Raw genomic sequence first — 21708 nt, forward strand, 5'->3', positions numbered from 1 at the left:
GCAGCGTCGCAACCCGGGACTGTCGTCCCGGTGCTGCGGTCCGCCGCACCTCGTGGATTCGGAGCGCACGTGTCACCGACACCGGATCAGCGGCTTCGGGTCTCAGTCCTGGGCTCCGTGCGGGCCTGGCTCGGCGAACACGAGCTGCCCCTCGGACCGGCCCGGCAGCGGGCACTCTTCGCGGTGCTGGCAGCCGCTGCCGGCCGTCCCGTCGGCCGGGACGAGCTGATCGAGGGAATCTGGGGCACCTCGCCGCCGGCTACCGCGGCCGGCAGTGTCTACACCTACGTCTCCGGGCTTCGGCGCAGTCTGGCGACGCCGGGCCCACCCCGATCGAGTCACCACCTACTCACCTCCGGCCCGTCGGGCTACGCCCTGCGGCTGTCCCCCGAGGACCTGGACAGCGAACGCTTTCTGGCTTTCTGCCAACAGGCTCAGGAACTGCGGGAGGCCGACCCGCAGGCTGCGGCCACCCGGTGGGACGAGGCACTGGCCTTGTGGCATGGGGAGGCGTACGCCGGAGTCTCCGGTCCCCGGATCGAGACGGAACGTACCCGGCTGGCCGAGCGTCGCCTCACCGCGACCGAACAGCGGGCACGACTGGGCCTGCAACTCGGCGACGACGACCTGCTGGCCACACTGTCCGGCCTGGTGCACGAGCACCCGCTGCACGAGCCCCTGTACGAGTTGCTGATGCTCGCCCTGCACCGGATCGGCCGCCGTACCGCGGCGATTGAGGTGTTCCGGGCCGCTCGGCACACCCTTCTCGCCGAGCTCGGTGTCGGACCCGGCCCGGCTCTGACCGAGTTGCACCGACGGCTGCTGGCCGAGCCCGCCGCCCCCGCTGCCCCCGCCACCCGCCCCACACCACCGATCCTGCCATCCGAGATCAGCAGCGCGGCGTGCGACGGTCAGGCGCGGGTACTGGCGGGGCGCGACGACGAACTGAAGATGCTGCGCGTCCTGGTTCGGGCGGTCGCGGCGGGCCACGGAACCGCGCTGTGGATCGAGGGCGAGCCGGGCATCGGCAAGACGGAACTACTCACCGCCGCCATCGCCGACGCGGACGGCCTGGGCTGCCAGATCGCGTGGGGCGCCGCCGACGAACCGGACCAGGACGTCCCGCTACAGGTGATCTGGCGGGCGTTGGGCGTGCGGGCGACCTCGGAGTGGCATCGACCTCCGAACCCGGCGGCCGCCGCGGAACGCCTGCTCGCACACGTGCGGGCGAGCTGCGAGACCGGGCCCCTTGTGCTCGTCGTCGACAACTTTCAGTGGGTGGACGAGGTCAGCTGCCTGCTCTGGGACCGGCTGATCGCCGTCACGCGACGTATGCCGCTGCTGCTTGTCGCGGCGACCCGACTCGGGTCGTACGGCCACGCACCAGCCCAGCTACGCCGGAGCGTCCAGGCCCGGGAGGGCCACGTACTGCGTCTGGGTGCGCTGCCGCCAGCGGCGATCGAGCAGTTGGTGGCCCAGTTGGTCGGGGCTCCGGTGGGGCCGTACCTGGCGGCGGTCGTGCCGCGGCTGGGCGGAAACCCGCTCGGTGCCCGTGAGGTGATCACAGCCTTGGTCCGTCGTGGGGCGGTGCGGATCAGTGACGGGTGTGCCGACATCGACACATCCGTCCCGGTGGAGGCTCCCCGCTCACTGCTGGTCGTGATCCGGGCCATCGTGGACCTTCTCTCACCCGCCACCCAGGAGGTCCTACGAACGGCGGCGCTACTTGGCCCGGAGTTCAGCGGCGACGACATCGTCGCGGTCACCGGACAATCACCAGTCGACCTGGTGGCAAACCTGGAGGAGGCACTCGCTGCCCACATCGTCGTGGAAGCGGGTAGCGTGCTCGCCTTTCGTCACCCACTCGTGCGGCGAATGCTCTACGAGGGTATCCCGGCGCCGGCGCGAGCGGCGTTGCACCGGCACACGGCCGAGGTGCTGCACCGTGGCGGCGGTTCGGTGATCCGGGTGGCCGAGCAACTCGCCGCCGGGGAGCCCCCGGTCGACGAGTGGATGGTGTCCTGGCTCGTCGAGCGGCACGCCGAGGTGACGAAGCGGGCGCCGCAGGTCGCCGGCCAGCTGCTGCGGCGGGTGCTCGACACGGATGTACCCAGCACGACACAGCGCACGGTGCTGCTCATCGCCCTGGTCAGACTGGACTTCCGGCACCAGCGGTGGTCGATGGCCGAGGCGTGCGAGGCCGCCGGTCTGACCCGGGACCCGGCCGATCGTGCGGAGATGCGTCACCTGCTCGCCACCATGATCTTTCGTCGTGGCGACGCCGTGGCCGCGACCAGCCTGCTCGAGGCATCGCTTCGCGATCCCGAAACGCCCGAGCTCTGGCGGACGAGCCACCATGTGCTGCTGGCCGACTTCCGGCGGGGCAGCCTCGACGATCTCGACGGTGCCGATCGAACGGCCGGGTGCACCCACAGCGAGGCGGTCGCGGCGGGACAGCCGTGCGACGCCGCGTTCGCGTTGCAGACCGTGTGGCTGACCAACTCGATCCGGCGGGACCACGAACGTGCGCTGGAGTACGTCGACCGAGCGTTGGACACCGTTCGGGGCCGTCGGGCGTGCGTGGGCATGTACCTTGACCTGCTCGACAACCGGACGTTCACCCTGCAGAACCTCGACCGGCTCGACGAGGCCGAACGGACCCTGCGTGAGGCGGCGCTCGTCGCCATCCGACACCGGCTTCCACACGGCCTACCGGTGGCCACGGCGGTGCAGCACTACTGGCTCGGCCGCTGGGACGACGCCCTGACAACGCTCAGCGCGGTCCGAGCGGTCGCCGATGACAATCCCGGCATCACGTTCCTGGGAGCCCGCGAACCGGGTGCCGTCACCATGTTGCTGCACGGTGTCGCCGCGCTGATCGCCGCACACCACGACGACGCTGGCCTGGTCGCCGAGCACCTGGCGGCGGTGCACGCGCTGCCCGCCACCGATGCCGAGCGGGCGAGTAGCGACTTCCTGCTGGTCGCCCGCTCGTTGGTCGCCGAGCAGCAGGGCCGGGCCGACGAGGCGCTCGACATCCTCGCCCCCCTGCTGGCACCGGCGTACGCGCCGATGATGCTGCGTCACCAGTGGCTTCCGGGCGTGGTGCGGCTCGCGCTCGACCAGCGCCGCACCGACGTCGTCGAATGGGCGGTGGAGATCTGCGCGGGTGAGGCGGACAAGGAGGTCCGGCCCGCTCGGGCAGCTGCCGCGGCCGAGCGCTGTCGGGCGCTGATCACGGGGGATCCGCAACCAGCCCTGGCTGCGGCGGCACGCTATCGCAGGGTGGGTCGGGCGCCGGAACTGGCGGCGGCACTCGAGGACGCGGCGGTGCTGCTCGCCGCCGATCGTCGCCCGCACGAGGCGATCCGGGTGTGCGGCGAGGCGGTATCGCTGTATTCGGCGCTCGGCGCCCGATGGGATCTGCGCCGGATCCGCCGCCGGCTCGCTGAGTTCGGGGTGGATCGGTCCCGCGAAGCGGTGTCCTTGGGTCGGCGGTCCGTCGCTGTCCTCAGTGCAGGGTGACCTCGATCGGCCCCATCTTCTGCTCAGCGAGCTTGCTGGCCTTGTCGGCCGCCGCCCCTATCGCCTCCGTGATCGCGTTCTGCAGGGCCTGCACGTCACGATGGTCGAAGACGCTCGGGTTGACTCGGACGGCAAAGACCTTGCCGAGCCCGCCGGCCAGCACCGTCACCGTCCTGTCCTGGGAGCGCCCGGTCACGACCGCCTTCTCGAGGTCGGTCTGGGCGTCGCGCATCTGCTGCTCGAACGCCTGGGCCTGGTCCAGAAACTGGTGGATTTCCGGCTGCATGAGATCTCTTCTCCGTTCAACCGACAGCGGCCAGGCCGTCGTGCTGCTGTGCGCTCACCCTGCCTGCGGTGGTGCGGGCGGCGAGGCCGTTCAGGTCGGCGAGGGTCAGGGTCCGCGACGCGGCCATCCCGGTCAGCCGCATCGAGAGCAGGTGCGCCGCGCGGACGGTGCCCTCGGGTAGCCCGGCGGCCAGGTCGACAAGGGCTTCCCGTACGTCGTCGGGCACCTCGTGGCCACGGCGGACCAGGTGCCGGACGATGATGTCGGCCAGTTCCGGGATCGAGTAGTCGGGCATGGTCCATTCCTGTCCGAAAGCCTCGGCGAGCACCGGGACGGCGGCCCGTAGTTCCCGTAGCTCCGGTGCCGCACCGAGGAGGAGGATCACCGGATCACCTAGTTTCGGGCGAGTCAGGTCCACCAACTGCTCCATGATGTCGGGGCCGGAACCAAGGGCATCATCGGAATAGTCGATCATCAGCACGCCGCCTTCGGCGTCCCGCAGTGCCGCCTGGACCAGGCTCCGGGCCTGCCCGGGCCATCGTGGCGCCAGCTCCTTGCCGGTGGTGACGCGGATCAGGTGGCCGACCGGCACCAGACCCAGCTCGGACAGACCGGCGGCGTAGTGCCGGGCGAACTCACCGCGACCGCTGCCGGCCGGGCCGCTGAGGATGACGTTCGCGTGTCTGCCGTACGCACGCCGCCGGCTGCGCAACTCGCACACCTGGAGCAGGGTCGCGCCGATGGCGTCCCGCACGGATGTCGCCCCGACCAGTTCACAGACCCGGCGCCAGCTACGCGTGGCATTGATTGCCCCGGCTGGGTTCAGGCTGGGGTCGGGCTGCTCGGTCTGTTCCACCGGCAGCTCCTCCAGCAGCGCGAACTCGGGAGCCAGGTCCTCCGCGGTGAGCCGGTTGAGCTCGCTGTCCTTCGCCGGCGGCGTGGTGGCCAGGCGGGACGCCTGATTGTTGATCATCGCTTCGAAGAGCTTGCGGGCCACTCGGCCGTTGCCGAACGTCGCGGTTTTCGGAACCCGGGTGAAGTAGGTGGTCAACCCGTCCACCGCGTCGTCCGTCAGCTCGTAGTAGTGCTTGCCGCACAGGTTGGAGGTGATGGTGACGAGCTCCTCCACGGTGTAGTTCGGGAACTCGATCGACTTGGTGAACCGGGACGCCAGACCCGGGTTCGATTCGAGGAACTTCTCCATCAGCTCCGAGTAGCCGGCCACGATCACCACCAACTCGTCGCGGTGGTCCTCCATCATCTTCATCAGCGCGTCGATCGCCTCCTGACCGAAGTCGGGACCCGACCCACCGGAACCGGCTGACAGTGTGTACGCCTCGTCGATGAACAGCACCCCACCCAGCGCCTTGGTCACCAGCTCGGTGGTCTTGATCGCGGTGGAGCCGATGTACTGCCCGACGAGATCAGCGCGGGCCGCCTCGACCATATGTCCCTCGGACAGGATGCCCAGCTCGGCGAGGACCGCGCCGTAGAGGCGGGCAACCGTGGTCTTACCGGTGCCGGGTGGACCCGCGAAGACCAGATGCCGGCTCATCGGGGGCATCGGTAGCCCCATCTCCTGCCGAATCTGTGACATCTTGATCAAATTGATCAGCGCGGTGACCTCCTGCTTGACACCGCGTAGGCCAATCAGCCCGTTGAGCTCGCGCAACGGGCCGCTCAACTCGTCAGCCGACTCGGCCGAAGGCTGCTCCGGCTCGTCCTCGACAGTCGCGGTACCGGTCGCGGCGGGGCCGCCCGGGATCGCGGACCCGGACGTGGTCCGCTGCGGAAGATCGGTGCTCAGCTCCTCGACGGTGAGCTGCGCATCGGTGGCCGCCCGCACGTCGACGCCACCGCTGTCCCGCACGGTGCACCGGGCGATCGTCACCGGATCCGGCGTGTCCACGTCGAAGCCGTTCACGCCGCTGTCGAGTACCTCGCAGTCGGTGAACCCGCCGCGGGCGCCGCGGGCCAGTGCGATGCCGTTGCGGCGCGCCCGACGCACCCGGATCTGCGTCGCGGTGACCACACCGTCGGTGCCGACCTCCACACCGTCGCCCGTCGCGTCCTGGATTTCGGTGTCCTGGAGGCGGAGGTCGCCGTCGCCGGCCATGACCCCGGCTCCGCGGAGCAGGGCGGACTGCAGTTCCAGGCTGGAGCCGCCGCTGAGGGCCACCGCGCCGGTGAACCGGGCCTCCCGAACCGTGGCGCGGGCGGCGCCGCGCAGTTCGAGAGCGACCGCCGGGCCCACGTCGATCGCGAAGTCGGTGCCGTCCAGGGTCGCGCCGTCCGTGACCACCATCCCCGAACCGGTGTCGATCGAGGCCCGTAGCCGCTGGACGACTACCGAACCGGAGCCACCGACAACCGCGAGGGACTCCGTGGTGTCCCGCACCGTGAGACCCTCGAAGCGGGGAGCGCTCGCGCCGTTCACGGTGACACCCACCGGCGCGCCCACGACGGCGCAGTCGATGAAGGTGGGTCGGGCCTTGCCGGTCACGTGCGTGGCGGTCTGCCCGACCGCTTCGAAGGTGCAGCGCTCGAACCGGGGCGCGGCACCATCGGCGACGTGCGCGGCCTGCAGCGCGGCGCCACCAAACCGGGAGTCGCTCACCACCACGTCGATGTCGCCGCGCAGGAAGAGGTCGACGTTACCGCTGTCCCGGACGGTGAGCTGCCGCATCCGTGCCCAGCCGTGTTGCTCCACCACGACGGCCGGCTTGCCGGCCCGAAGGACCTCGCCCTGCTCGACGGTCAGCCGGGCCGAACCGTTGACACAGATGCCGTTGGCGCCGGCGCCCTCGATCACACACCTGCGCAGTGTCAGCACGCCCTCGTCGGCGACCACGACACCTGAGGTCGCCACGTCGGCGATCAGCGTGTCCTCGACCGTGCTCGGCCGCGGCGAGGTGACCACCACACCGGCACCAGCCAAACTGCGCACCTCACATCCCCGCAGGGCCAACGAGCCCTGCAACCGGGCCAGCAGGGTCGTCCAGGACCCACCGGTGATCCGGCAGCGGTCGAGCGCGACCTCGCCGGAGTACACGTCGACCGCGGCGAGCGTCGAATCCCCGCTGGACAGGTTGATGCCGTGGAACTGGACGCCCCCGCCGTGCACGACGAGGACACTGCCCTCCTCGACGTGCACCTCGACCGGTCCGTCTCCGGCGGCGCTGATCGTGACGTGGGTACCGACGACGAGCTTCTCCGCGTATCGACCGGGGTGAACGGCGATGGTCGCGCCGGCCTCCGCACGCGCCAGCGCCGCCCCGATCGTCGGGTGGGCGCCGGGCTTGCCGCCGCCCACCACCAGGACCTGCCGGCTCACCGTTCGCTCACCTTCTCGCCGACCGCGCGGCGGTCCAGCCCCGGTAGGAGGCCGAACCGACCCGTCGAGCCCGCACCGACCCGTCGGGTGGGTTCAGCGGTCGACCAGCGTTCGAGGCTACGACGTAGCGACACGATGGCCAGGTCGTCGAGGGGCGCCCGGTCGGGATCCACCCGGCCGTCCCCGTCGATTTCCTTCGCGCCGATCTCCCGCATGAGGATCGCGCCACGGCTGCCGTCCGACGGTTCCTGTAGTTCCAAGATCTTGAAGTGGGTGCCGGGAAGGAAGAGCGCCCGGTCCTCGACCCGCTCGGCTCCGTCGGATTCCAGCAGCGCCGTCCGGCGTGCGGTCATCGACCACACCAGGACGTCGGTGTCGCCGTCCTGACTCTCGCACGGTCCGGTCAGCGTGCTGACGAACGCCCAGTTCGTGACCAGTCTACGGGTGCGATAGTGCTGCCATTCCTGCTCGGTGGGCGAGGTGCGGTAGATCGTGGCGCCGCGGTACGACGGTAGCCGGGACAGGCCCGAGACCGCGCACCGGGCGAACGGCACGTGCGGGCCGTTGCTGCCAGATCGCAACCCGACGTCGACTCCCGTGCCCCGCCGTGACAGGTAGAGACGGACCGCGACCGAGTCGGCGAGGACGTCGTCGCGACCGACCGCGCCGGACGCCTGCAGTCCAGGGTGCTCGGAGATGATCCGGGCGACCGAACTGGCCATGTTGTCGAACTCCCGGCTCAGCGTGCGCCGCAGCCAGGCCCGCTCCTCTGCGAGTGGGCGGCCCGGCAGCAGCGCCGACGCCGACGCCGGGGGCACCGGCTGCACTCGCACCTCCGGCGCGTTCGTGTCGGTCACCGGTACGGACGCTGTTGGCGGCGGGATCCGTCGCTGCTCCTGGACCGGCGCTTCGTCGCCGGCGACCGCGTGCCGCCGCGTCGGCTCGGCAACGGTGGTCTCGACCGGTTCGACGGTGGCGATCGGGTCCTGCACGGTCTTGACGAAGGACTCCGCGACCGGCTTGACGAAGGACTCCGCGACCGGCGTCGCTCCGCCCAGGACCGGTGGCGGTGTCGGGCTCCCGGCTGGCCGTGGCGCGGGTGGGTCAGCCTGCCGCGGCGCCGGTTCATCAGCCGGTTGTGGTGCCGGTTCCGCAGCCCGCTGTGGTGTGGGTGCCTTGGCTGGCTGTGGTGTTGGTCTGTCGGCCGGTTGCGGTGCGGGCGTCTCGGCCGGCGGTGACGCCGGTTCCCCGGCCGGGTGCGTCTCCGGCGTGACGTCTGGACGCACCAACGCCGCGGCCGTCGCGGTGGCCACCGGGGGAACGGCCTCCGCGACCGGCTCGACCACGGGCCTGATCACGATCGTGTCCGCGGTGGGGGCGGGCAGGTCCTCCGTGGCCGGCGGCGGTGACGTGGACAGCTGCCCGGTAGCCGTCGGACGCGGCGAATCCTCCTCCCCGAGGGACGCCTGGGCGAGCCCCGCCGCGGACTGGCCCGGGACCAGTGCGGATGCCGAGAAGAGTGAGCTGTCCGCACCCACACTCGGGTCGATCCGGGCCGCGAGATCCTCGGCGAGTGCCCACATGCGCTCAGCCGACTCGCCGATGGTGTCGTCATAGACGAGCACACTGCCCTCGGGGTCGAGTGGCATACCGCGGACCCGTTCCGCGTTCACCGGCTCCTCGGCGCTGCGGACCCACAGCCCGGACTGGATCACCTCGATCACCGCGTCCGGGGCGTACCAGTAGACCCGCGGCGCGACCTCCTCGGCCTCAGCCAGGGGCGGGCGGTGACTCAGCACGACGGGCCGGTGTGCCTTCGAGTTGGGGTGCGCGCGAGGCGCGTATCGCAGCTCCAGCGCGAACGGCGGCCAACCGAGCGCGCCGTCGGAACGTACGGTACGGACCTCGAATCGTCGCGGTGCCCCGACCGGAACCCCGGTGTAGCAGACGATCGTGGTTCCGAGCAGGTCGGCGAGGGCCTGACCGAAGGTCTCACCCTTCGGTAGGCGCAGGTCACCGTACTGGACGAAGCGGGTGCGGGCTCGGCTGTCCTCGTCCAGGTTCCGCCAGAAGCGGACCACGTCATCGAGGCAAAGGGGGGCCGTGCCAGGGCAACCCAGCAACACGGTCATCGTCTCGGGGTGGCACGGCACGTCCGCTGTGAGCCGTCGGCGGTGCTCCGCGACGACGTCCGGCTCGCGCACGTCGCGGATCCACACCCCACCGGGCAGTGGCTCGATCTCCCCGGTCGAGCTGGACGCCCGGTTGTCGGTGACGGCCCGATCCCACAGCGGAGTCGGGTAGCGCTTGGCATCCCAGGTCGGCGGCCTGCCGGGCCGGAACCGGACCCAGCCGCTGCCCGGTATCGAGTGCACGAACAAGCCACCGGCCGAGCCGCGGACCAGGTCACCGTCGGGGGCGATGACCGTGCGATGTAGCCGCTCCGACAGCCACTGCCCGGCCATCGCCGCTGAGTTCGCGTGCGGACCGCACGCCATGAGCCGGATACCGCGTCGACGACGCGGTAGTACACCGGCCATGGACTCCCAGGAGCTGATCGGTACGCCGTCGCTGAGATCGAGGACGACCACGTCGTTGTCGGCGTCCTTGACGACCGACAGGGCCAGCGACTGAGCTTCGGCGCTGATCGTCTCCGCGGCGTGCAGGACCAACGCGTTACCCACGGTGTGCTGCACGATGTCACCAGGGCCGTCCTTCCTGCCGGACAGCAGGTCTCGGATCACGGATGCCATTGTGGCGATCTACCCCCTCGGCAGGCTTGTGACAGCCTCACGACTCAGCACGGGTCCCTGCGGCATCGCCGCCAACAGGTCCTTCGGAAACGGGATGGGTGCGACCGCGCCCAGCTTCAACGCGGACCTCGTGGCCTGGTCCGCGAGACGGTAGGCGATGCCATCGTCGGAGATGACGAAGGTGCGTGCGGTGCCGGTCGCCGCCGGCACGGGGGCGGCCACCACGTGCATCCCGGACCCGGGACGGGTCAGCACGAGCGGCTTGCCGTCCGCGCTCACGGCGGCTGCCGGTCGCGGTACCAGCACCACCTCGCTGGCGTACTCCTCGGCCGAGACCGGGCGTTGCCGCGCACACAGGGCGAGTCCGGCGGTGTCCAGCAGCCGCAGCGGCGTGAGGTCGGGCAACCGGTCCAGCAGCGAGCGGTCGGCGGAGCGCCGAGCGTCGACGATCGCCGCCGGGTTCAGCTCGACCGCGGCGTCCTCGTCCTCGGCGTCGGCCAGCAGGAACTCCGTCCGGCTCATCGGTGCGAGCCCATCCCGGCGCAGCACGAAGAACTGCTCGGAGCCGGACTCCACCCGTTGCCGAAAGAGCGTCCCGACGGGGTGGGCACGCCCACCCACCTGCGGCCCGGGAGCACCGGCGCCCTCGATCCGGGCGGGCGCCAGGGCGGGGCCGTCGTCCAGCCAATCCAGCCACAGCTGCGGGGCCGGGGCCGGGCTGACGGTGGCGGCACCCAACACCACCAGCACCGCCTCGTCGTCGACTCGGTACTTCACCCCGTTGGCGAGCAGATAGGCCACGTCACGCTGGTCACGTACGACGACGAACCGGTCCGCCGGCAACGGGTCGGCGGCTACCTCGGGATCGAGGTTGATGCCCAGCCCGGAACCGGATCGACCGGGGGCGACCGAGCCGGGCAGGCAGGCGAGCCACGGCCCCCGCACGAATCCGTCGGTCGACGGTAGCTGCCGGGGCGCGCCGGCCAACCCGAGCGGGGCACCGCGTGCCACATCCCGGAGGGAGTTCTTCGAGATCAACGTGACCTCGGCGGAGGGGCCCTGGATCAGCATCGCCGAGGTCAGGTCCGGGGTGGGGTGCAGCAGCCCGTTGAGGTAGACGTAGCGGTCGCCGGTCTCCTTCTCCACCAGGATCGCACCGGGCTGCCGATAGGCGGTGCTACCTCCGGGGACTATCCACCCGTACACGGCGAAGCCGCCGGACACCAGCAGCGCCAGGATGATCCCGATCAGCAGGCCGGTCTGCGCGCGGCGGCCGGGAATCTCGGCCCCGGCCGGGTCACCCAACACCAGGGCGGAGCTCAGCCGGCCCATCATGAAGGTGTGGGCGTGGACGTGGTCGCGTTGGGTCTGCATATCGGCCTACCCGAAGAGCCCGCGGGCCCACGCGTACAGCCCGAGGATCTGAGCGAGAACCGGTAGGACGGCCACCCCGGTCACCACGTCGAAGAACGTCGCCGTGTACTCCCAGAACGGCAACATTCGGCGGGGCCAGGGGCGCAGGGCCGCCAGCACCAGTGGGATCACCACCAGCACCAGACCGCCCAGCAGAGCCCACCGCCAGCCGACGGACAGCGTCTGGGAGAGGTGCATGATGACCATGAGGTAGCCGACGGTACCGGCGGCAGTGAGCGGAACCCGTTGCCACAGACCGAGAAAGGTACGTGCGCGCAGAAAGATTGCACTGGCGATCACGAACACATAGGTCCAGCCCGCCCAGCCCGGTGCCTGGAGCGTGAGATGGAACAGAAACGGCAGCACCAGCGCCGATGCCAGCATCAGCACGCTCAGATAGGTGTCGGCGTCGTCGGTCCGCTCGCCGACCGTCTCGGACGGCACCGGCTCGATGTCGTACGACATGTCGGCGCCGGTCTTCGGTAGCTGCGGGCCCCGCAGCCGGGCGAACTTCACCGTCACCCGTGGCGCGACCACGACAGCGGCGAACACCACAGCGGCGGCCGCGGCCGCCGTCCGCTGCACCGACATCCCGGACCCGGACTGAAGCAGCAGCACCCCGAGCGCCATCAGACCGGCCACGCCGACCACCAGCATCGGAGTGACCGGCAGGTACGGACTGACCGTGCGTTGGGCCACGACCAGCACCGCGGAGACGCCGACCGCGCCGACCGCCGCTGCCAGCACCGACGACCCGTGGATCGCTATCCCCTGCGGATCCCCGTCGACCGCGCTGGACGTGGCCAGCGCCGCGAACGCCGCCGCACCAACGCCGAAGAGAAGCGAGATGGCGCCGTCGCTGTGCCGGTGCGCGAAGAGGAGCGCGGCGGCGAGGAAGGCCACGCCAACCGTTCCGGCGGCCACCACCTGGTGTGGCACCGGACGCCAATCGGCCAGGAGCACGGCGATCGCACCCATCGCGACGACCGACAGGAGGAGGAACAGCACCCGCCGGTACTCCGGCTGCCACCGGTCCGCACGTCGGTTGACGACGGTCGCGATGCCCTCCGCGACGTCGTCGAAGTCCAGCTCGGGCAGCGGGTCCTCCGCCCGGCGCAGATACAGCTCCTCGCCTTCCAGCCAGTCGAGACTCTCCGGAGTGCCGGACAACTCGAAGGGCTCCTGGCCGAGACGCTGCAGGACCCACGCGGCCTCGGGTGTGTCGCCCTCGAGGCGGTGTCCCTCCGAGGTGTGCCCCAACAACACCGGCAGCAGCGTCGCCACCGGAGTCGTCACCGGCACCGCCAGGTCGACCCGGCGATCCGGGCCGGCCACTGTGACTCGGCACAGCCGTCCATCCAGTACGGTGCTCACCCACGGTCCCCTTTCCCGAGGCAGGACCTCATGCCACGTGTCCGGTCTGCATCAACGTCACACCACGACGGGTGACGAGCTGCGCTCGCCCCGCGGGCAACCGGCGTGGCTTGGCCTCGCCGAGGAACTTTCCCTCTTCCTTCGGGTACGACAGCAGCGTCGCTGGTGTGCCCAGCTCCCACAGCCGCCGGATGACCGGGTCCATCATCGCCCGCATCGCGCCCGAGGTGCTGCGGGCGACGATGAGATGGAGCCCGATGTACGGGCCCTGGGCGAGCAACGGCAACAGCGGGTCCAACGAGGAGCCGACGCCGGTCCCCCTCGTCATCAGGTCGTAGTCGTCCACGACCACGAACAGCTCCGGGCCCTCCCACCAGTCGCGCCGACGCATCCGTTCGGACGAGATGTCCGATCCGGGAACCCGGCGGTTCATCGACACCGACGCCTGGCCGGCCAGTTCGTGTAGCTTGTCGCCGGTGAAGCCGAAGCCGACCTGGTAGTCGGGGGTGATCGCGGTGTCCAGGTCTCGCCGTGAGTCGCCGAGCACCACCTTTGCCTGATCCGGCCGGAAGCGCCGCTGAATCGCGCGCAGCACCAGCCGCAGCACGTTCGACTTGCCCGTCTCGTTGTCGCCGAAGACCAGCAGGTGCGGCGTCGTCATGAAGTCGTGCCAGACCGGGGCGAGGCGCTGCTCGTCCTGACCGAGGCAGACCCTGAATTCGGGCTCGGGCTCGGGCAACTGCTCCACCGGTAGCTGGGTGGGCAGCATCCGGACACTGGGCGCCGGCGACCCGGACCAGAACGTGCGGATCTCCTCGGTGACACCCTTGGTCGCCTCGGCCAGGTCGGTGACGTCCGAGCTGCCGTCCACCCGGGGCAATGCGCCGAGGAAGTGCAGGCCCTCCGAGGTGAGGCCACGGCCGGGCTGGTTCGGCACGGTCGCGGCTTTACGGGACCCGACCTCGGATTCCATCGCGTCGCCGAGGCGCAGCTCCAGCCGGGTGCCGAGCAGGTCACGCAGCCAGGTCCGCATCTCTGACCAGCGGGTCGCGGTGACTATCACGTGGATGCCGAAGGACAACCCCCGCGAGACGAGTTCCTGGAACCTGGTGTCCAGATCGGTGAAGTCCTGCTTCATCGTGTACCAACCATCGATGACCAGGAACACGTGACCGAACGGGTCGTCGATGTCGCCGCGCGCCCGTGCCGCCAGATACGCCTGCATCGAATCCAGGCCGCGGGCGGCGAACTCGGCCTCGCGCCGCTCCATGACCTGCCCGATCTCCTGGATCGTGCGGACCACCCGGTCGCGCTCCATTCGGGTCGCGATCGATCCGACATGTGGGAGCCCAGCGATTGAGGACAACCCGCCGCCGCCGAAGTCGAGGCCGTAGAACTGCACCTCGCCGGGGGTGTTGGTGAGGGCCAGCCCCAGGATCAGACTGCGGAGCAGTGTTGACTTGCCGCTCTGCGGAGCACCGGCGATACCCACGTGACCGTCGGCGCCACCCAGGTCCGCGATCAGCAGTTCACGCAATTGATCCTGCGGCCGGTCCACGATGCCAACCGGAACCCGTAGCCGACCCTGGGCGGTGACGTCGCCGACGGTCATACCGCGTACCGGATCCGGCACCACGCTCGGCAGCAGAGCGTCCAAGCTGGGCGCGTTCGACAGCGGCGGCAGCCACACCTGACGGGCCGGTGGGCCGGACCCGGCCAGGCGATCCAACAGAACCTCGAGCAGACTTGGACCAGTGGGCGACTCCCGCTCGTCCTGCTCCTCGGCCTCGATGATCGCTTCGGCGGGGCGGAGCCGACCAGGATCGTGCCGGGCGGCGACCTGGCCAGCGGTGAACGGGACGACGTCGAGCGCGGTCTCCTCCCCGCCCTCCTCCACCTCGGCAGCCGTGCTCGGTCCGGTGTACGGACCGGACACGTACGCCGACTTGAACCGCACCAGGTTCGTGGTGTCCAACTTGAGGTAGCCGTTACCCGGCTCTGGCGGCAGCTCGTACGCCCTGCCGACACCGATGACCGAACGCGACTCCATCGACGAGAAGGTGCGCAGCGCGATCCGGTACGACAGATGTCCCTCGACCCGATTGATCCGTCCCTCGTCCAGCCGCTGGGAGGCGAGCAGAAGATGCACGCCGAGGCTGCGGCCCAGGCGACCGATGGACACGAAGAGGTCCATGAACTCACTCTTGCTCGACAGCAGCTCGCTGAACTCGTCCACGACGATCAGCAGCACCGGGAACGGCACCAACGGGGCACCACCCGCCCTGGCCTTCTCGTAGTCGAACAGCGACGCGTACCCGCTGGCACGCAGCATCTCCTGGCGTCGGGTCATCTCACCGTTCAACGCGTCCTGCATCCGGTCGACCAACGGCAGTTCGTCGGCGAGGTTGGTGATCACCGCGGAGGTGTGCGGCAGCCGGTCCATGCCGAGGAACGTCGCCCCACCCTTGAAGTCGACGAGCACCAGGTTGAGGATCTCCGAGCTGTGCGTCGCGGCGAGCGCGCAGACGAGCGTACGCAGCAACTCACTCTTGCCCGAGCCGGTGGCGCCGATCAGTAGGCCGTGTGGGCCCATCCCACCCTGGGCCGACTCCTTGAGGTCGAGTTCGATGACCTCACCCTCCTCGGTGACGCCGATGGGCACCGTGAGGCGGTTGCGTTGCGGCTGCCGCGAACGCCACAGCGTCGACACGTCGAAGGTGTGGACGTCGCGGATGCCCAGCAGCGCGGTCAGCTCGAAGCTCGTCTCGAGGGGCTCCTCGACGATGTCGAACGTGCCGCTGGTCCGTTTCGGCGCGATGATCCGGGCCAGCGCCTCGCACTGGGTCGCGTCGAGGCCGTCGCGGGTCGCGGAACCGACCGTCTCCCCGGCCGGGTAGGTGATGACGTCGTTCTCGATGGTCAGGCGCAGGACCTTGGGACCGCCGGGCATGTCGCCGGTGAGGTCGAGCAGCACCACGTTGCGAATGCCGGCGCCGAGCAGCCGGGAGCTGTCGGGCAGGTCGACCAGGTGCGCGATGACCACCACGAACGGCTCGGTGGAGGACGGCCGGGCTTCGCGATCGTGGTCGCCCCGGTCGCTGATCTCCGGACCGAGCAGGTCCATCAGGTCGGCGTGGGTGTCGGCGAACAGACGCACCGGGCCCACATCGTCGAAAGCGGTCGGGTGCGCGTTGTGCGGCAGCCACTTGGCCCAGTCCCAGGCGCCACGATGCACCTCGGTGGCGAGCACCGCGATCCGTAGTTCGTCCGGGGCGTGGAAGGTCACCAGCTGGGCGACGATGGCTCGGGCCACATCGATGGCTGGGTCGGCGGCGCCCTCGAACTCGACGCTGGTGAAGCTACGAAGACCGACCGAGATCGGAATGCCGGACACACTGCGGTACGCCTCGGAGAAGCGCCGTAGTGAGATGGAGGCCAGTGGTTCCAGGTCCTCGATCGGCTTGGTCGACGGTGGTGCGAGCTGCAGCATCGCGTTCTGCCGTCCGAGCCCGATCCGGACCCGCCCGAAGTCGTCGTGGCTGGGCCGCCGCTCCCACAGGCGGCTGCTCATCGCGATCGACCACAGCCAGCCCGGCTGCGGGTTGTTCCACAGCACGAACTGTCGCTGCTGGTCCGCCGCGGTACGTGCCTGCCTGCGTAACTGGGCGATGTAGCGCAGGAAGTCGCGGCGCTCGCCGCGCATCTTGCGTTTGCGGTCGGAGGCGGCCCTGCCGATCTGCATGATGCCCATGAGCAGCATGCCCGAGGCCATCGCACCGCCCATCACATACATGATGGGCGACCTGTTGAAGAGGCCGAACATCGCCATCATGGCGCCCATGCCGAGGCCCATCGGAACGATCATCGCGAATGACCGGAAGTCGAGCGGCGCCTCCTCGGCCATCAGCGGCGGCTCCTGGAGCTCGATCTGGCCGTCCGGTGCCTCGGGGCCGGTGGCCCGCGGCGGGCGTTTGACGGTGACGGTGCTCACCCGAGTGCCCCCGGGTCCGTACCGCCGACCCACGCCGAGTTGTCCTGGTGCAGGAGCTTGACCGCGTACCGGTCGTTGCGGAACCGTTCGGCCGCCCGGTCCTCGTCCTCGTCGTCCGGGACCCGCTCGTTGGCGGCGGCGTCGCGCTCCTCGGCCTCCTCCTCCCGCAGTCGCGCCTGCTCCGCCAACTGCGACCGCCGTTTCTCCCGCATCAGGTAGAACCGCTCGTGGACGTCGAGCTCCGGACCGCCGCACCGCAGCGGCCTGTCCGACCCGGCGGTTGGCGTGGCCGCAGCAGTCGGTGTGGCGGCGGCCCGCCGCCACACCGGGCGGGAGGAGCCCTCTTCGGGCACGATGTCAGGCATCTGTCAGTCTCTCGTCTTGCTCGTCGGCGTACGCCTCGGTCAGCCACGCGGAGTCGTCGAGGTCGTCCCACTCGGACGTGTCCGCGTCGCCGCTGTCCGGCCGGATCACGGGTACGTAGTCGTCGCCGGGTGGCAGCTGCGCATCGGGCGTGTCCTCGCCCCAACTGTCGTGCTCGTCGCGCAGAAGATCGGCGGCGTCGGGTCGGTCGATCGGTTCCCGTTCATCGGTCGGCGCGGACCGGCGTGCGGGGTGTACACCGGGATACGGCCGGGGGCCAGCCACCGTCCCCGACGCCCCGACATCCGGCCCGGCGGCCTCAACCCGACGGGCGTGGCGGGTCGCCGCGGTCCCGGTGCCGACGGACGCACCGACCACTGCCACCGGCGTGCTCGGTTCCCGATCGGCGGTGGCCTCGGGTACGAGACCCGGGGGCGCATCATCGGCAGTCGCCGCGGTGGGGGCGGTACTTCCGTCAGCGGTAGCTGAACCGCCGTCGGGTTCGGCGTCCGCCGGGGGTGCCGCAGCCCTGCGGTGCTGGTGGGGCGAGTCCGGAACGCCGGCCACCAGCGAGATGTCCTGCTGCGACCCCGGCCTGTCCAGGGCGTCCGCGGCCGGGGCCTCGAGGAACGGCACGCCGGCCGCGGGGAAGCCCGTCGGCAGGTTCACGGCCGTTGGCGGCGCGACGGGTTCCGGGGACTCTGGCCCTTCCTCCGGGGGCGTCAGCGCCGCGTCGACCGGCGTGGCCCGCGAGGTCCCCGGATACCTCGAGGCATCGCCGGCCGGGGCTCGCCCCGGGCTCGGCAGCACGCCGGGGACCGGTATCGGTGGCTCGGGGGAACCCTGGCTCACCGGCGGCACGGCCACCTCGGTGATCGGGGGAGCGGCTGGGGTCAGGCCGACGCCACCGGCGGACGCGCCGTCCGGCGCATCCGGCCCCGTACCGTCGGGTGTCGATGGTTGCCAGTTGGTGTCGTCTGCCGCGGCCAGCATGGATGCACCCGGATGATCAGGGGTGTTGGTGTCACCGGGGGAGGCCACGCTACCGGGCATGCCCGGCAGAATCGGCGTGTTGGTGGCCGTTCCGCCGGCGGACGCCACGTCCCACAGTGGGTTGGTAGAGCCTCCGTTCTGCTGCGGGATGTGGAGCCCCGCGCCACCCGCTGCCGTGCCGTGCGGAGCTCCCAGCGCGCCGATATCGCCGACGCCGGAGGGCTCCCACGCGTCCGTACCGCCTTCGATCAGTCCGTTGGCGTCGGGCTTCTCCGGTCCGCCGGGGCCGCCGGCGGAGCCTGGTGTGCCGCCTGGTCCTGGCATGCCGGGCATCATCGGTGTGCCGGGCACGGTGGGTGTGGTGGCGTCGGGGGTTGCGGGCGGTGTCGTGTCGTCTGGGCCGGTGCCTGGTGTTGTGTCGTTCAGGCCGGCGCCACCTGGTGAGGTGCCGTCGGGTGAGCCTGGTAGGTCCACGCCGGTGAAGGCTGGTGGTTGCCAGTCGTCGGGTGGGCCTTGGATCAGTCCGTTGGCGTCGGGTCTCTCCGGTCCGCCGGGGCCGCCGGCGGAGCCTGGTGTGCCGCCTGGTCCTGGCATGCCGGGCATCATCGGTGTGCCGGGCACGGTGGGTGTGGTGGCGTCGGGGGTTGCGGGCGGTGTCGTGTCGTCTGGGCCGGTGCCTGGTGTTGTGTCGTTCAGGCCGGCGCCACCTGGTGAGGTGCCGTCGGGTGAGCCTGGTAGGTCCACGCCGGTGAAGGCTGGTGGTTGCCAGTCGTCGGGTGGGCCTTGGATCAGTCCGTTGGCGTCGGGCTTCTCCGGTCCACCGGCACCGCCGGCCCCTGGAACCCCACCCGCTCCCGGCATCATCGGCGTGCCCGGCATCATCGGCGCGGTGGGGGCGTCGCCCGTCCCGCCGGCGCCGAGTGGTGGCGCGGTCGGAAGGGGGACGTCGCTGTCGGCGCCCAATGGTGGCGCGGTCGGTAGCGGGACGTCGCTGTCGGCGCCGGGCATCGTCGTGTCACCTGGTGGGTTTGGCAGGGGTACATCTCCGGCACCCCCACCGGTCCAATCGTCTTGGTCGCCGTCGACCAGATCACCGGCGCTCGGCGGTGGCGGGATGCCGGGCGTGCCACTGCCACTGCCACCGCCACCGCCGGGGCCCGGGACAGGGGCCGGGGCGAATGTCCCCGGCGGGGGTGGCACGCCGAGACCCTCGCCAGCGTCGATGCCCGGCACGCTCGGCGCCTGCGGATTCGATGAGCCGGTGTCCCCGGGCCCTCCACTGCCGTTACCTGGCCCGGGAAGAGGCGGGACGATGGGCGGCACCACCTGGTCACCGGCGCCCCCGCCGCTCGGGCTGTCCAGGCCGGGCAGGCCACCAAGAGTCGGGTCCTCCAGGCCTGGACCGCCGTTGAAGAGGGAGGGGCCGTCCCCTGGCGGCGTCAGCTCGGGTGGCGGGATTTCGCCCGGCGGCGTCACACCGAGCGGCGGGATCTCGCCCGGCGGGGTCAGCTCGGGTGACGGGATCTCGCCCGGCGGTGGCACCTCGGGTGACGGGATCTCGCCCGGCGGGGTCAGCTCGGGTGGCGGGATTTCGCCCGGCGGCGGCATCTCCGGCGGGGGCGGCATCTCCGGCGGGGGCGGCATCTCCGGCGGGGGCGGCACGTCCGGCGTGTTGGGCTTCGGTTCTCCGTCGCCATCGGGCGGGATGACCGAGCTGTAGGTGAAGTCGTACTGGGTCGCTAGCGTGTCAACAACCTGAAGCATCTGCTCGGTCATCGGCTGCTCGAACTTGGTGCCGCTGATGGCCACCATGTCGTGGTCATTGCTGCCGACACCGTTCTGCGCAGCGATTGTCGCCCAGGATCGGTCGAGGTACTTCATGGTGCTCTGTGCCCAGGCGAAGTAGTTCGCGCTCTTGTAGAGCTGGTTAGGGACGGAGTTGACACCACCGGTGCCGTCGCCGCCGACGATCCGCTCCGCCTGCGCGCCGATGTAGTCGGCAAAATAGGTCATCTTTGCCAGGAAGGCATCGGCCGCCTCGCCCTGCCACGCCCGATCCTCTCCGGCGATGGCCTGAGACTGGTTCCGCACGAACTGTTCCAGCCAGTTCAGGGTGTCGTAGGCATGCTGGAAGGCTACGCCGGCATCCATCACCGACTGAGGACTGACCAGGCGCGCGGCCAACGCTTCTCCATCAGCTGTGGCGATAGCCGCCCCACCGTTGACCGCGGCGAGTAGCTTGCGCCACCCTCGCTCCTCCTGAGCCCACGTGCGGTAGTCGTAGAGGTCACTCGTGTTGATGGTGGGCGGGACGAACGTCGCCTCCTCCTCGGCGACATGCGACCACTCGTCTTTCTCTTCCGGCATGCCCTGACCTCTCTACCGAACGTGCTACGAACGCCGTGACGACCGGAACCGGGCCTACTCCCGTCGATCAATTGCCGGACGTGGTACCGCTGTCCTGGCCGTGGTCGCCGACGACACCGATCTTGCTCCAGGCACCACCCATCGCCTCCCCGAGTTCGTCGGCGGTCATTTCGTTGAACTCCTCGCTGGTGTCGTATCCCCGCACCATCTGGCGTAGGCCCGCTTTGACCTCCCACAATGCCTGGTGCACAGAGAGCATCAGATTCATGGTGTCGCCGCGTAGACCCGGACTCTCCGAGCTGCTGCCATCGATCAGTTGCCGCATCAGCTCGGCCTTGGCGAATCCGCCGGGGCGCATCTGCACCTCGCCGAGCAGTGTGCGTGCGTCGAACAGGATTCCGGTGCCGTCTCCGGCGATCTGGTCAATCTGGTCCGCGAAGAATTCCAGCGCCTCGGTGCTTACGCTGAGTTGTTGGTTCGGGTTGTCGCCACCAGCCCACTCACCGGTCTCCGGTGGTGTGAATCCCGGCGGAGGCTGCTCGACGTACTGATGATCCGGGTCGTACTCATCTGGACTGACGTTGTCGGTGTCGGTGACAGTGGAATTGTGCTCCTCGGCCACCTCGTCCCAGTTGTCGACCACTTCTGCCTGATACCAGTCCCAGGCAGCCAACTCCTCGTCGGTGTAGTCGTCGCGGTCGAAACCGTTTCTTCCCCCGAATCGACCCACAGTCGTAAAAGTATTGATGTCGGTTCTGATTTTTTCTATTACCGACCTGGTCCAGCCGGGGGGGTGGCTGTTCTCCTCATCGTATTCGTCCAGCACGCCGGTCGCGTCAACCGCCTGCGTGTTCGGGTAGCTCCAGTCGATGCCCATCGGATCCATTCCGTTCGGTCGTGTCGTGGTGCCGCGCCCGCGCTCCGAGTGGGCTAGGCGCGGCGCGTGAGCCAGACGAGCGCACTGGGCTGCTGGTCGACCAGGAGCCGGCTACCGCGGCACAGAGACGCGGCAGCCGGCGGACGAGGTCAGCCTCCGCGGACGTCATTCCAGATCTGCGCATGACGTTGCTCGGTCGTGCCGTAGTTGTCCGAGATCTGCAGCAGCGTACGGCGGGCCTGCTCCAGATACGCGGTCATCTGACCGGCCGACTGATTCCAGACCGCCTTGGACACGTGGTACTGGGCCTGAGCGGCACCAGTCCACTGGGCGAGGCTGGCCTCCACGGTTTGCTCCATCTGCTCCAGTGCCGACCGAATCCGCACGTTGATCTGGTTCATGTCGTGCAGCACGGCATCAGCCTGCCGGAAG

At 70.1% G+C, this 21708-nt stretch carries 11 protein-coding genes; 1 reads left to right on the forward strand and 10 read right to left on the reverse strand.

Features of this window, described 5'->3' with window-relative positions:
* The first annotated feature begins 69 nt into the window (after positions 1 to 69).
* Positions 70 to 3525: an ATP-binding protein gene (locus tag SALPAC3_RS0115515; protein ID WP_018222133.1), complete on the forward strand. Its 3456-nt coding sequence runs from the start codon at positions 70 to 72 to the stop codon at positions 3523 to 3525.
* Here the strand turns inward: SALPAC3_RS0115515 and SALPAC3_RS0115520 are convergent.
* From SALPAC3_RS0115520 to SALPAC3_RS0115565, 10 genes are all read right to left on the reverse strand, one after another.
* Entirely contained in the window at positions 3512 to 3811 is a 300-nt protein-coding gene (locus SALPAC3_RS0115520) for a YbaB/EbfC family nucleoid-associated protein (RefSeq protein ID WP_018222134.1), read from the reverse strand. The two genes, SALPAC3_RS0115515 and SALPAC3_RS0115520, sit on opposite strands and share 14 nt — an antisense overlap.
* A 16-nt stretch (positions 3812 to 3827) precedes the next feature.
* Positions 3828 to 7145 carry a right-handed parallel beta-helix repeat-containing protein gene (locus tag SALPAC3_RS0115525; RefSeq protein ID WP_018222135.1) on the reverse strand — a complete coding sequence of 1106 codons (3318 nt, stop codon included), beginning with the start codon at positions 7143 to 7145 and terminating at the stop codon, positions 3828 to 3830.
* Entirely contained in the window at positions 7142 to 9898 is a 2757-nt protein-coding gene (locus tag SALPAC3_RS0115530; protein ID WP_018222136.1) for a hypothetical protein, read from the reverse strand. Before SALPAC3_RS0115530 ends, SALPAC3_RS0115525 begins: the two co-directional genes overlap by 4 nt.
* 9 nt (positions 9899 to 9907) lie before the next feature.
* Positions 9908 to 11272: a type VII secretion protein EccB gene (gene eccB / locus SALPAC3_RS0115535; RefSeq protein ID WP_018222137.1), complete on the reverse strand. Its 1365-nt coding sequence runs from the start codon at positions 11270 to 11272 to the stop codon at positions 9908 to 9910.
* Between the two features lie 6 nt (positions 11273 to 11278).
* Positions 11279 to 12685: a type VII secretion integral membrane protein EccD gene (gene eccD / locus SALPAC3_RS0115540; protein WP_026185613.1), complete on the reverse strand. Its 1407-nt coding sequence runs from the start codon at positions 12683 to 12685 to the stop codon at positions 11279 to 11281.
* 28 nt (positions 12686 to 12713) lie between these two features.
* Complete coding sequence (locus SALPAC3_RS0115545) at positions 12714 to 16709, reverse strand: type VII secretion protein EccC (RefSeq protein WP_018222139.1); 3996 nt, start codon at positions 16707 to 16709, stop codon at positions 12714 to 12716.
* Positions 16673 to 17041 carry a hypothetical protein gene (locus tag SALPAC3_RS0115550; protein WP_018222140.1) on the reverse strand — a complete coding sequence of 123 codons (369 nt, stop codon included), beginning with the start codon at positions 17039 to 17041 and terminating at the stop codon, positions 16673 to 16675. Before SALPAC3_RS0115550 ends, SALPAC3_RS0115545 begins: the two co-directional genes overlap by 37 nt.
* Positions 17034 to 20399 (reverse strand): hypothetical protein, encoded by a 3366-nt coding sequence (locus tag SALPAC3_RS28810; RefSeq protein ID WP_232430509.1) that lies wholly within the window; start codon positions 20397 to 20399, stop codon positions 17034 to 17036. Before SALPAC3_RS28810 ends, SALPAC3_RS0115550 begins: the two co-directional genes overlap by 8 nt.
* A gap of 67 nt (positions 20400 to 20466) precedes the next feature.
* Positions 20467 to 21285, reverse strand: coding sequence for a hypothetical protein (locus tag SALPAC3_RS0115560; protein ID WP_018222141.1), 819 nt, complete (start codon positions 21283 to 21285; stop codon positions 20467 to 20469).
* Positions 21286 to 21425: 140 nt separating this feature from the next.
* On the reverse strand, positions 21426 to 21708 hold a 283-nt coding region (locus SALPAC3_RS0115565), incomplete at its 5' end, for a WXG100 family type VII secretion target (protein ID WP_026185615.1).

It is taken from the genome of Salinispora pacifica DSM 45544 (genome assembly GCF_000378845.1).
Classification (GTDB): Bacteria; Actinomycetota; Actinomycetes; order Mycobacteriales; family Micromonosporaceae; genus Micromonospora; species Micromonospora pacifica.